This is a genomic window from Synechocystis sp. PCC 6803 substr. PCC-P, assembly GCF_000284455.1.
In the GTDB taxonomy this organism is placed as follows: domain Bacteria; phylum Cyanobacteriota; class Cyanobacteriia; order Cyanobacteriales; family Microcystaceae; genus Synechocystis.
Genome location: NC_017039.1, coordinates 2,988,351 through 3,000,749, shown reverse-complemented (window position 1 = coordinate 3,000,749; position 12,399 = coordinate 2,988,351). Strand labels below are relative to the sequence as shown.

Here is a 12,399-nt window from a genome sequence, read left to right as displayed (position 1 = left end):
GGGAGGGCGGCCTTTCCATTAGTTCAACACTCTAAAACGAAGCACCCATACAGGACAAGAACTTGGCAAAAGTTTATTGGCCAGGCCATCACAATCCCCCCCTTGGTTGCTCGGAATGACTAATTTAAGGCTTAATTTGTTGCGCTAACCAATCAATTTGGCCCAAAATTCCCCGCAATAGGGCCACTTCTTCGCTGTTTAGGGCGGCTCGCTGATAAATTCTGCGAAATTTCGCCATTTTACTACGGGCAGTATGGGGATATAAAACTTCGATATTGAGCAAAGTTTTCTCCAGGTGCTGACAGTAACTATCCAATTGAGCATTGGTGGCCAAGGGCATGGTTGACCCATCCTCCAGGCGATCGCCAGGGACTTGGTTATTTGTCTCCATGGCTAGGCTAGCTTGGTACAATTCATAAGTACAGACCATCACTGCTTGGGAAAGGTTCAACGAGGGATATTGGGGATGGACTGGGATCCGCACAAAACGGTGGGCTTGGTTGAGTTCCTCATTGGTTAGGCCACTGTCTTCCCGACCAAATACTAGGGCGCTTTTGAGGTTTGGAGCCAACAACCAAGGCAATGCTTGGCGGGGGGTTTCCATGGGGGATTGCAATATTCGCTCCCTAGCACTGGTGGCAATGATGCGCTGGCGATCGCCAAGGGCTGTGGCCAAATCATCCACTACCTTCGCTTGGGCGAGGACGTCTTTGGCATGGACTGCCATGGTTTGGGCCTCAACGCTCCGATAATCACAACGGGGATTGACCAAAATTAATTCTTCCAACCCCATATTCTTCATCGCTCTGGCGATCGCCCCTACATTTCTTTCCCCCTGGGGCTCCACAACAACAATGGCAATATTTTCCAAATCAGTGTCCTCCAAAAGTTTTAAATTAAGTTTTAAATTTGCGAGCGATAATGGCGGAAATTTTCAGCACACTCTACAACTATCCATAAAATTGTGTCCGAAGCATCCCCTAGCTTAATCCTTGGCGGCGATATTATCGGAGCATGAATAGAAAGTTCTCTTCACACAACTCTAAGAATCTGTTTAGAAAGTGCAACTCTAGATATTTATCCCCCTAAATTTCCTCACTAAAGCTTCGGCAATGCTGGAGGGCTTTTACCTAAATCCCCCCCAACTTTGGGGGGATAGGGGGCTTTTAAAACACAACCCTAAAATGGTTTTTCTTTCTGGTGACGACTACCAAAAATATAGGTAAATACAAAGGTAAACTCGCAACCAATAAAAAACACCTGAAAAATCAAATAAATCCACAATAACAATACCATTACATTGCCCACCACACCGTAAGCTTGTAAGTTTTCACCAATGCGAATAATGCCACTGCCAACTGCATTTTGTAAGGCCATCATGGTGGCCGCAGTTAAAATTGCGCCGGGAAAAATATCCCACCATTGCAGACGGACGGGAGGCAAAACTTTGAATAGAGTGATAATAACTACGGTAATGAGAAAGTAAGAAATACTAGTTTGTAGAGTGGTAATTAATCCTAAACTGTCAAAGGTAACCCAAGGAATGGACTGTCCAAATTCCGCCAGTACGGTGAGGAAAATTTTAGCGGCTAAATTGGCAAATATGGATAGCAAAAATACCATCACTGTACTTAAAACCAGCAAAAAAGCGAGGATTTTATTCCTGATAAAATTGAAGGCGTGGTGCTTAACTCCAATATTTTCCTTGGGCTGATGAACCACCGACCAGATTTTCTTTACACTTTGATTCAAAGCATCAAAAATACGACTAGCAGTGAGAACCAAAATACCAAAACCAATGAGTCCAGCACTAAAGCTACTTTGGTTAAGATTAGTCAAAGCTTGCTGAAAAACCTTAAAGGGTTGTTCCGGTAAAATATTTTGGGCAAAGCTAATGAGCTGTAGATAATAATTTGAATCTGCCCCTAATAATCTACCAGCAATGCTAAGCATTACTAAACAGATGGGAAACAGGGAAAAGAGGGCATAGTACGCTAGGGCGGCCCCCATATCCATGCAGTTATCTTTTTGCCATTTCAGAAAGGTCTGTAATATCAACTGACTGATGCGGGCTGGTAAAATCACAGTCCGAAAAAAGTTAATCAACCGCTTCAGTTGGGCAAAATTGTTCCCCATCAATCAGATCAAAATTAAAAACTAGAAAGGTGGGCCTGAACCCACCTCTATGGTCAGACTCTGCCTCCCTTATTTCTCAGCCTTCTGGTTGCTCCAATGGATAGATTTAGAGAACAAACGAAAATTCCGCAAATATTTTTTCTCGGAATTAATCAGTAACAACTTAATCTACTTCCTAAAGTTGCCATAGCCAGAGCTAATTAAATTGGGAGGGCAAGCTAACTGTTAACGCTGGGATACCATTTCTTTATCCTTAGCCAAAAAGACCTCTAGTTCTTCCAGCATTTCTGCATCGACTTTAGTTTGCATGGGGCAGAATTTGGGCCCACACATAGAACAAAATTCAGCGGTTTTATAAATATCCGCCGGTAAAGTTTCGTCGTGGTATTCTTTGGCCCGTTCCGGATCAAGGGACAATTCAAACTGACGGTTCCAGTCGAAGTTATAGCGGGCTTTGGAAAGTTCGTCATCCCGGTCGCGGGCCCCTGGGCGGTGGCGGGCAATGTCGGCGGCGTGGGCGGCAATTTTATAGGCGATTAAACCATTGCGTACATCTTCCGCATTGGGTAAACCTAAATGTTCTTTGGGGGTGACATAACACAACATGGCAGTGCCGTGCCAACCGGCGATCGCCGCTCCGATGGCGGAGGTAATGTGGTCGTAACCAGGGGCAATGTCCGTTACTAGGGGGCCCAGCACGTAGAAGGGAGCTTCACTGCACTCTTCCATTTGCTTTTTAACGTTGAACTCAATTTGGTCAATGGGGACGTGGCCGGGGCCTTCTACCATCACCTGGACATCATGCTCCCAAGCCCGGCGGGTTAACTGACCGAGGGTTTTAAGTTCAGACAATTGAGCATCGTCGGAAGCATCGTGGGTACAGCCGGGACGGAGGGAATCCCCCAAACTGAAAGAAACGTCGTACTTTTTGAAGATTTCAATAATCTCGTCAAAGTGGGTGTAGAGCGGATTTTGCTTGTGGTGATGCAACATCCATTTAGCAATAATGCCGCCCCCCCGGGAAACGATGCCAGTGATGCGAGATTTCACTAAGGGTAAATACTCAATTAACAACCCGGCATGGATGGTCATATAGTCCACCCCCTGCTGGGCATGCTTTTCAATGATGTGGAGGAAATCATCCGGGGTCAGGTTTTCGATGCTACCGTGGACGCTCTCCAGGGCTTGGTAAATGGGTACGGTCCCAATGGGAACGGGGGAAGCATTTATGATGGCGGTACGAATCACGTCTAAGTCACCACCGCCGGTGGATAAATCCATTACCGTGTCTGCGCCGTATTTAACAGACAAAAGCAACTTTTCCACTTCCTCGTCAATATTGGAAGAGTTAGGGGAAGCACCAATGTTGGCGTTAACTTTACATTTGGAAGCAATGCCGATCGCCATCGGTTCCAGATTAGTGTGGTTGATGTTGGCGGGGATAATCATGCGACCCCGGGCCACTTCATCTTTGATCAACTCAACGGGCAGATTCTCTCGCTTCGCCACATAATCCATTTCCTCCGTGATCACCCCTTTGCGGGCATAATGCATCTGGGAAACATTGGTTTGTCCCTGGCGCTTAGCAACCCAAGCAGTTCTCATACAAATTTCCTCGAATGGTGAGCTTCCCTCCGCTGGTATTACCCAGTCTCAGGTTCTAAGGGTTTTTCTCAGCCTAGCTTTCTAGACACCCCTAGCTATGGCAAATTCTAGCATCATTTCTCTATCCCCATCTCTTCCTTAGGCGATCGCCAATCCCGTGAATCACAGTTTTGCTTGATCGATAATCATTATCCCTCTTCCGTCAGACTGAGGGAATTAAAATGGAGATAAAAGGCTGAAAAGCCCGGAGGGAGAATGACAAAGACAAGAGAGGCGAAAAAGACAGTACAGTGTGTAGACACATATAGTGAACTGTATAAAGATATATTTCCAGAAGTGAGGTCTTATGAGTCATTTAGATATATCATTGTGGGAATATTAAGTGATATAAAAAGAAAGAGTTTACCTGCAATAGCATCATCACTAGAATTGAAAAATGAACAGGGACTACTGCATTTCATGACAGATTCTCCTTGGGAACTAAAAGAATTAGAAAAAAGAAGATTAAATATTATCTTAGAAGTTTTAGAAGGAAGAGAAATAATAGTAATAATAGATGAAACAGGAGACCCCAAAAAAGGGAAAATAACAGATTATGTAAAAAGACAATATATTGGAAATTTAGGAAAAATAGAAAGCGGTATAGTGTCAGTAAATGCCTATGTTTACTGCGATGGGGTAACGTTTCCTCTAGAATCAAAAGTATTTAAACCAAAAGAAAGATTAAAAGAGGGAGATAAGTATAAAACAAAGCCAGAATTAGCAGTAGAGATAATAAAAGAACTAGAAGAAAGTAGTTTTAAAATAAAAAGAATAGTGTCAGATAGCTTATATGGAGAAAGCCATAGCAATTTTATCAGTGCTGTAGAGGAATTAAAAATAGAATATGCAGTGGGATCCGGAGCAATCATGGGGTCTGGCTTCCAAAGGAAGCTAAAGTAAGGGCAAATAAGTGGAGGAGGTTTGAACACATAAGATGGGATGGAAAACAGGAAGATAGGTATATCAGAGAAATAGTTTATGGTAAAAAAAGCGCAATAAGATATTGGGAAATTAAAACAGAAACAGAAAAAGAGGACGAAAAAGCAGGATGGTTTGTAATGACTCGAATACCAGATATTAAATATAAAGAAGTTGGCAGAATATATGGAGTAAGGTCATGGATAGAATATGGATTTGAGCAATGCAAAAGTGAATTAGGATGGGCAGATTTTAGGGTAACTCATTGTGAGGAAATTCAAAAATGGTGGGAATTAGTGATGTGTGCATATTGTATGATTTGTTTTTATGATGAGAATTTTAATCCGACTCTAAATTCAACGTCAAAGTATTATCAAAAGCATGAAAAATGGGATAAAGAAGAAGGGTAGAAAAAATGGCTAAACAACCTACGATTAGTGATCTCTGTATTTAATGCAATAAATCTTATTAAAAAGTGGTTAAAAGTATTTCCATTTGCCCATGTTTTGGATGAGTTAACTAAACTTTACAACAAGGTTGATAAGCTAGATCGATTAAAGTATTTGCTAAATTCATGGAATACATTCTATTCTTCTTCTGCCTAGATTGATGAAAGAGGGATAAGACCAATTAGGATTAAATAAAAGAATTATTCTGGCTAGTAAAAATCAATTTTGTCCTACATCCAGTTTAGATTAATTTAAATCCATACAAATAGTAAAATAAGAAGCTTAAATTTTCTTAAAAAAAGCAATGTTCGCTAAAAGCTGGAAGTGCTTTTATTGGATAACATCAAATAAGACTTGGCTCATATACCGTTCCGCCCAAGCTTCCCCAAAAGCTTTTTCCAGTACCCGACGGGTTTTATCATTTTTCTGTTGTTGTTGGCAGTAATGAATTTGCCCCTGACGGTGCTCCAAAGTTTGAGCTTCAGACAAGGGTTCGGCAACGATGGATTGGTGACAATGAATTTGCAAAAAGTCCACTACCCTTTGTACAAATCTTTCTTCTTCAGTGACATTGCTGGGACGGATGAATAAACAATATTCAGAAAATATTTCTCCCCAGGGGGGCAATTCCCGTTGTTGCTCAAATTCTGGCTGGCCTAGCTCTGCCAATGATTTTTGGTACGCTGCGGGCAATTGGCGATCGCTTTGGGTGGGGGATAGATCCGCAATAGCCGCACTTACTCCACCGGGGCCGGCCACAATGTCACAGCCAAACAAAGGTAGACCGTATAAAGGCTCAGGAAACATTACACAGTGGAGAATATCCAACCCTTTGCCCACCTTGGCCAACTCCAAATGCATTTTGCGAAACTGGGGCGTTTGGTAGCACCGATTTTCAATCACTAACTTTTCCCCTTCCAGGCGGCCTTCTACGTAGCCCAAATCCTCCGGCAATTGATAGGGCTTGAGGGGTAAACTTTGCCAACTAGCGGCGATCGCCAGGGCCAACTGTTGAATCATCGGGTTCAACGTAGGCATCAGGGAAGAATTGGTCAAACTTAAATCAGTGACGGCCATGGTAAATACTCAAATCTAGGGCAAAGCAATGGGAATAATGGGCTGGAAATTAAGCTAAAACCTACGTTGGACTACCGCCTCCTTCTTCCGTTGACAGTTCCAAACAATAGCCTGCCCCATACACCGTTTTAATAAAGCGAGGTCGACGGGGATTCGGTTCCAACTTAGTGCGGAGGTGACGAATGTGCACCCGGATGGTTTCAATGTCATCATCTGGTTCGTAGCCCCATACTTCCCGCAAAATATCACTGGGGGAAACCGTTTGCCCATGGCGCTGCAACAGACAGTGAAGCAACTCAAACTCCAAATGGGTCAGCTTGATACTTTTACCAAACCAAATAGCTTCAAACCTTTCGGGCACTAGGGTTAGGGGTCCCTGGTTAAGAATTTCTGAATGTTTTGCCGCCTGGGGGATGCGATCGGTGCGTCGCAGTAGGGCCCTCACCCGGGCTAACATTTCCTCCACGTCGAAAGGCTTAGTGAGGTAATCGTCCGCCCCAGAGTCAAAGCCTTGAATTTTATCCTGGATCTGACCCAACGCCGTTAGCATCAAAACCGGAATATCTGCTGTGCGTTCGTCCCGGCGCAAACGTTGACAAACCGTAAATCCATCCACTTTGGGCAACATCAAGTCCAACATGATCAGATCCGGTTGTAGTTGCACCGCCAACGCTTGCCCCTTGATGCCATCCACTGCCTGTTGGACATCGTAGCCTGCCATTTCTAAATTAATGGAGACTAAATCGGAAATTGCCGGGTCATCGTCAATGATCAGTATTCGAGGCATGCTCAGGGGCTAAAACTAAAGGAAAAAAACGATTTTAAAGGGGCAACCTATTATAAAGGCTTTCACAGTCCCAGGGCCTGAAAATTAGCGCCCTGTTTCCCGCGGCATTTTTATAGTAATTATAGACTTGCGAGCATCATGACCAAGAAAAACTCCATCTAAAACATGGGTAATCTTGTGCTGAAGCTAACTATATTTTTTTAAAAATGACTAAAGTAATGTCATCAAAAACCCGGCTGTCACCAATATAAGCCATTAAATCCTCCACCACTGCTTGACTAATTTCCAAGGCTGTTGACTGGTGGTTGGCAATGAGCACCTCTTGAAATCTTGCCAAACCATAAAATTGTTTTTCCCCGTTTTCTGCTTCGGGAATACCATCGGTGTATAGCACCACCACATCCCCTGAATGTAAATTAATTTGGGTGCGGGCAATAAAGGTCGTAATATCTTTCTCCAAAGCAAGGGGAAAGCCTAAATCAATGGTATCTATTTCTTCTATGGCGCCATCAGCACGAACCACAAAAATGGATTCATGTTGGCCACTAAGGATTAATTCCCCCGATTGATAATCTAACATCACCAGGGTCATATTTTTACTCAGTTCCATCCGTTGGGTATTTTTGTAGAGAACCTGATTGAGTAAATTGTGGAATTGCACTGCTTCCGTAATTTCTGCCGTTAGCAGAGTTTGGATCGCAGTTTGGGCCATTATGGCCATTACTCCACTTTCTAACCCATGGCCAGTGACATCGCCAATGCTAATAAAAATGCGGTTACCGATTTTAACCACATCATAATAATCTCCCCCCACTTCAGTGGCCGAAGCCATGTAGCAAGCAATATCTAAATCGGTAATTTCTGATAATTCTTCATGTTTGGGTAAAACCATCATTTGTAATTTTCTCGCTACATCTAACTCCGTTCCCAATCGCATATTTTCCTGTTTTAACTGAGCATTGAGGCCAGTAATTGCTTCGTTTGCTTTGGCTAAGTCTGCTGTTCTTTCTGCTACTTTTATTTCCAGTTGACTGTTCGCTTTAAGCACTTCCTGTCTGGCTATTTCCCGGTCCTTAATATACATTTGCAAAACCTTTAGCACCACAGCCCAGAGGGGAATTAAGGTAATTAAACTAACTACGGCCAGGGTGCTAGCAAAAAATAATGTCTGCCGAAAATTAGCTAGGTTGGCCTGGATACGATTGGCGATCGCCAGTTCACTCCTTGCAATGCCGTCAATGTAAATTCGTTTATTACCCAGATATTCCCGGCTGTTGAGCATGGCCTGGGCCTGGGACAAATTTCCCTGCCGCACCAACTCAAAAGCTTTTGTTTCCATTACCACCAAACGGTTGTTGGCGATTTCAGTTTCCTGGGCTCCTTCCCCTTCATAGGCTTCTGGTGCAATGGCAATGGCTTGCTTGATCGCCGCTCCTAATTCCGGTTCAAATTTGAGATACCGTGCTTCCCACTCCGAATCCCCTGTGGCGGCAGCCATTTGAGAAGACATGGTTAAGACTTCGTCTAAGTGGACAATTTTGCCAGCCTGAGCCTGGAGTTGAAAATCCACAGCCACCGTATTTTGAAAAATTAGATAGGTTTGCCAGGAACTCCACCCCAGGGGAATAAACAGTAACGCTGTTAAAATAATCGCCGCCGCAACAATGCGAATAGGATAATACATTGCCACCTGAATGGCCCGGGACAAGGGGCGGAACATCACAAAACCCTCCCATGGTAGAGGCCACGGTGACGGTTTGCTGCAAATTATCGTTCCTGGGTTATCCGGCTAGGCGCAAGGAAAGTGAAAATTTTAACCTAGCATTTAATCGTCCAAATTTACCACTACTGTGGTGGAGCCACGGGAATAGCTACCCCTTCCGCTGGAATAACTGGAATAAGATTATCTTCTGCTGGATTTTTACTGGCGGGGGGCGCAATGGGGGCTTCGGTGGGTAAAGCTTTTTTCGGAGCTGGGTTACTGATAATGGCAGTGTCTACAATTTTTTGCTCCATGGGGTTGCCCAGGGGACTATGGAGAGGGGGTGAAGAAGGCTGAGCACTGGCATCGGGGGATGGAATCCCAGCATTTTCTCCGACGGGAACTAGATTTTCTTCAATTATTTCGGTGGCTTCCGTTTCTAGCACTTTAGCCGTTTCAGCGGCGGGATTAGGGTTCTTATCGGACTTCGCCTCGCTGGGGATGATGGGACGCAACTCAGAATTGACCAGTTGGGCACCACTATCCTGGGGAGCGTTATTCTCCGGCTGGGCGATCGCCGGGGGACATTCGGTACTGCTTAGTCCCACTCGACAGCGTAACTCCTCCCTAGCCAAGGAGACAAAAATGCCGGTGCTCGAAAGGAGTAAAGCAAAAATAGTTAAAGCGTTTCTCATGACCACTGACGGAACTTGAATCGGTGTGTTGTCTTTGCCATTGATGTCAGGTGGTTAACTGAACCACGGCGACCCCATGGCAATCGATCCTAGCCCATGGCAAGGGAAATTTTCATTGTCCAGGGCCATTTTGGCGATCGCCCGTAGTAGGGTAATGGAAAAGATAGGATTTCACCTCTTGGTCAAATTAATCGAACCAACCAATGTCTTCATCGCTCAAATTGGTGGGAGGTTGTTTGGGAGCGACGTAACGGACAGGCATGGCCCTGGGGAGGGTGGTAAGGGCCGCGCTGACTTGGGGAGCTAAATCCTCTTCCAAATCTTGAATTTTGCTATACAGTTTGCCCACCAAATTTTTTTCTTCCTTCAGTTCCGTTTGTAGTTTCTCCACCAATTGAACTTCGTTCTGGAGCTCTTTCACCCTGGCCTGTTCTTGTTTTAAACTTTGTTCTAGTTGTTTAACCTTTTCCTGAGCCTTCTTTTCCTGTTGTAACTGCTCTTTTAGCTTTTCCCCTTGATTTTTTTCCGCTTGCAGCGCCGCTTTAATGCTGTTCAACTGGGCTTGAAGCTCGGCCAAATCTGCTGTAGGTTCAGGCACAGAAGCCTCTGGAGTTGGCTCGAGATCAGGGGAAATACCAGCATCTAACTCTGGTTGGGACTGGGCTTTAACTTCTTGTTTGAGCAGATCCGATAAGCTTTTTCTGGCCATAGTTAAAGGGAAAATCTATAAATATTTATAGGTGTTAAGAGTCAATGATCAAACTCTGGGTTTAGGTTGGGAAAATAGACTCGGTAAATTTCGACCAACACAGCCCAGAACCTAGAGTAATTCTCGCAAAAGTTCATCCGCCACCCGTCGATAATCCGATTGGGCCTCCTTCGCGTTTTTGCCTTTCCATTGGGTAATGGCCATACCATCCAACACAGACCGCTCATGGGCTTTATAGCTCCGCACAAAGGCATGGTAGGCAGGAATCCCCAGTTCCAGGAGGGTATTTTGAGCTTCGAGGGTTTCATTCAGACTGCGGGAGTCCACCTTGGTCAACAGCACCCGATGGGCCACCCTTAGGGGATTAACAGCGGTTTTTACTGTGTCGATCAACGCCGTCAAATCCATGGGGGCCGGGGGCGTCGGCAATACTAGATAATCAGCTAGACCAATGACCGTCCTTAATGCCTCGGAACGGAGGGCCGGAGGTGTGTCCACGACAATAATTTGGTAGTCATCCACCTGGGGCAAGTCCTTCAATGCCTGGGGATTATTTTCTTGGCTGAGATGGAAACCCATTTTGTCTCCACTGCGTTCCACCCACCAACTGGCAGAGCCCTGGGGGTCCGCATCCACCAAAAGTACCGATCGCTTTTCCGCTAAAATTGCGGCCAGGTTAACTGCGGTTGTGGTTTTGCCAACGCCGCCCTTGCCGTTAACTACTGCCAAAATCTTTGGTGTGGACACCCGTTTCCCCTACCTTGACCTATTACCGTTGCCCCTCAACATACCACAATTGTTCCTTCTATTTAGGGAATTATACTGGGGTCAGAAGCCAATTTTTACCCATATCCTGGGGAGTTAGCTGGTGCGTGAAAGTTATCCAATTGTTGATTGATACGAATGGCAATCCACTATGCGTCCCTTGGCAAATCCCTCATTGATCTCGTTTGTCTTCCTCCAGGGAACGAACCGGTGCCTGTTTTGCTAGCTCAGAAATTAGCCCTGGCCCTACAGTCGGAGGTGGTGGTGTGGGTGGTGGGCCAGGCCCAGCCGTGGTTTTGGTCCTTGGCCGGCAAGCATGGCCGTTGGCCCAGCGAAGACTTTTGGCAGCATTGCTCTCCCCAGATTATGGAGGCGATCGCCAATGGGGAAGGATTAACGTTGACCGCAACGGAATGGCCATTGTGGCAAGAATTTTTTCATTTATCTTGCCCTAGGGTGGAGGGGATCAAAACGTTTTTCCAAGGCAAAGAAAATGGGCTAATTCTAACGGTGTATAGTTGCCCAGCCACGGATAAAACAATGTCCAAACAACAACAATTCCCTCTACAAAAACTCCAAAATGATTTGGGAATTATCAATCAACTACTATTAGGAACTAATCTCCCTAATGATGGATTATTAGAAGAATTACATTCCGTAAATCTTACTGAACTTGATCCCATCAGCTCCCTTCATTCTTCCCGCAATTTTTTTGAAGACAGCCCAATTTTAAAAATCTGGTATGAAGCTAGTCGTCGACAATTAGAACAACAAAAACAATGGAATGAGAAATTAATTAACAATATTATCACCATCATGAGTGATCAGACCCGCAACCCCCTGGCCACCATCCGCATGGTAGTTGCAACTTTGCGCGCCACTCCCCCCACCCCAGAAAAGCTAGAACAAAGATTGGTAATTATTGATCAAGCGTGGGATAAACTCAATGATATTAACAGCAAAATTTTACAATTAAAGCAACTAAAACAAGAGGTTAATCAACTACAAATCTATGACTTAAATATAACTATTTTGCTAAAGGAAGTGATTGACCACTGCTTTCCCTTGCAGGAAGACAATCACAGAATACAATTTCATTACGACCATGGGATTAATTCGGTGGCCGCTGATGATAAATACTTGCGGCAAATTTTCCAAGAACTGTTAACTAATGCACAAAAGTTTGCCGTGGCCGATAGTTCCATTGTGGTCACCTTAGAACAATGTGAGCAAATCTCAATGCAAGTTAAAAAAAATATTAAATGCACTTTTAGTAATCAGACTGTGGCCGTGGATGACAACAATCTCCAACATTTATTTGATCCTTTTTATCGGGAGCAATGGGTGATTGACTCGGCGATCGCCGGGGTGGGGTTGGGGCTAACCATTGTCCGCACTTTAATTGAGCAACTCAATGGTAAAATCAGCGTTGTGGGAAAGCCCTCCTGCCAGCCAGGCCAGACCGTAATAACTTTTACCTTAATGATTCCGGAGTCTGGGGCGACTGAATAATT

The 12,399-nt window shown here is 44.6% G+C and carries 12 protein-coding genes and 1 riboswitch; of the genes, 3 read left to right on the top strand and 9 right to left on the bottom strand.

Translation table 11 applies throughout. The annotated features are described in order from the left end of the window. Positions 1-124 precede the first annotated feature (124 nt). From SYNPCCP_RS14005 to thiC, 3 genes are all read right to left on the bottom strand, one after another. Positions 125-847, bottom strand: coding sequence for a TrmJ/YjtD family RNA methyltransferase (locus SYNPCCP_RS14005; RefSeq protein WP_010873886.1), 723 nt, complete (start codon positions 845-847; stop codon positions 125-127). Between the two features lie 332 nt (positions 848-1,179). Beyond that, positions 1,180-2,136, bottom strand: a complete 957-nt coding sequence (locus tag SYNPCCP_RS14000; protein WP_010873885.1) for a YihY/virulence factor BrkB family protein — start codon at positions 2,134-2,136, stop codon at positions 1,180-1,182. A gap of 225 nt (positions 2,137-2,361) precedes the next feature. Beyond that, complete coding sequence (thiC, locus tag SYNPCCP_RS13995; RefSeq protein ID WP_010873884.1) at positions 2,362-3,741, bottom strand: phosphomethylpyrimidine synthase; 1,380 nt, start codon at positions 3,739-3,741, stop codon at positions 2,362-2,364. Between the two features lie 7 nt (positions 3,742-3,748). Continuing rightward, positions 3,749-3,844: riboswitch (TPP riboswitch) on the bottom strand. A gap of 152 nt (positions 3,845-3,996) precedes the next feature. Here thiC and SYNPCCP_RS17730 point away from each other — a divergent pair. Both SYNPCCP_RS17730 and SYNPCCP_RS17725 read left to right on the top strand, forming a co-directional pair. Further along, positions 3,997-4,683: an IS701 family transposase gene (locus SYNPCCP_RS17730; RefSeq protein WP_010873883.1), complete on the top strand. Its 687-nt coding sequence runs from the start codon at positions 3,997-3,999 to the stop codon at positions 4,681-4,683. Positions 4,684-4,841: 158 nt separating this feature from the next. After that, a complete protein-coding gene (locus tag SYNPCCP_RS17725; RefSeq protein WP_010873882.1) occupies positions 4,842-5,111 on the top strand; it encodes a transposase in 270 nt (89 codons plus the stop codon). A gap of 369 nt (positions 5,112-5,480) precedes the next feature. Here the strand turns inward: SYNPCCP_RS17725 and SYNPCCP_RS13985 are convergent, their stop codons facing one another. The 6 genes from SYNPCCP_RS13985 to SYNPCCP_RS13960 all read right to left on the bottom strand — a co-directional run bounded on the left by SYNPCCP_RS13985 (position 5,481) and on the right by SYNPCCP_RS13960 (position 10,867). Then, the gene (locus SYNPCCP_RS13985; protein WP_010873881.1) at positions 5,481-6,227 is read right to left on the bottom strand and encodes a phycocyanobilin:ferredoxin oxidoreductase; all 747 of its coding nucleotides are present in this window, start codon (positions 6,225-6,227) and stop codon (positions 5,481-5,483) included. Positions 6,228-6,288: 61 nt separating this feature from the next. Next, complete coding sequence (rpaA, locus tag SYNPCCP_RS13980; RefSeq protein WP_010873880.1) at positions 6,289-7,014, bottom strand: two component system response regulator RpaA; 726 nt, start codon at positions 7,012-7,014, stop codon at positions 6,289-6,291. Between the two features lie 190 nt (positions 7,015-7,204). Beyond that, positions 7,205-8,734: a PP2C family protein-serine/threonine phosphatase gene (locus SYNPCCP_RS13975; RefSeq protein ID WP_020862019.1), complete on the bottom strand. Its 1,530-nt coding sequence runs from the start codon at positions 8,732-8,734 to the stop codon at positions 7,205-7,207. A gap of 125 nt (positions 8,735-8,859) precedes the next feature. Further along, positions 8,860-9,411 (bottom strand): hypothetical protein, encoded by a 552-nt coding sequence (locus SYNPCCP_RS13970; protein WP_199303575.1) that lies wholly within the window; start codon positions 9,409-9,411, stop codon positions 8,860-8,862. Between the two features lie 187 nt (positions 9,412-9,598). Next, the gene (locus SYNPCCP_RS13965) at positions 9,599-10,120 is read right to left on the bottom strand and encodes a hypothetical protein (RefSeq protein ID WP_010873877.1); all 522 of its coding nucleotides are present in this window, start codon (positions 10,118-10,120) and stop codon (positions 9,599-9,601) included. A gap of 111 nt (positions 10,121-10,231) precedes the next feature. Further along, a complete protein-coding gene (locus SYNPCCP_RS13960; RefSeq protein ID WP_010873876.1) occupies positions 10,232-10,867 on the bottom strand; it encodes a ParA family protein in 636 nt (211 codons plus the stop codon). A 156-nt stretch (positions 10,868-11,023) separates the two neighbouring features. On the opposite strand from SYNPCCP_RS13960, the gene SYNPCCP_RS13955 reads away from it, so the two are divergent. Then, positions 11,024-12,397, top strand: a complete 1,374-nt coding sequence (locus tag SYNPCCP_RS13955; protein ID WP_010873875.1) for a sensor histidine kinase KdpD — start codon at positions 11,024-11,026, stop codon at positions 12,395-12,397. Positions 12,398-12,399: the final 2 nt, after the last annotated feature.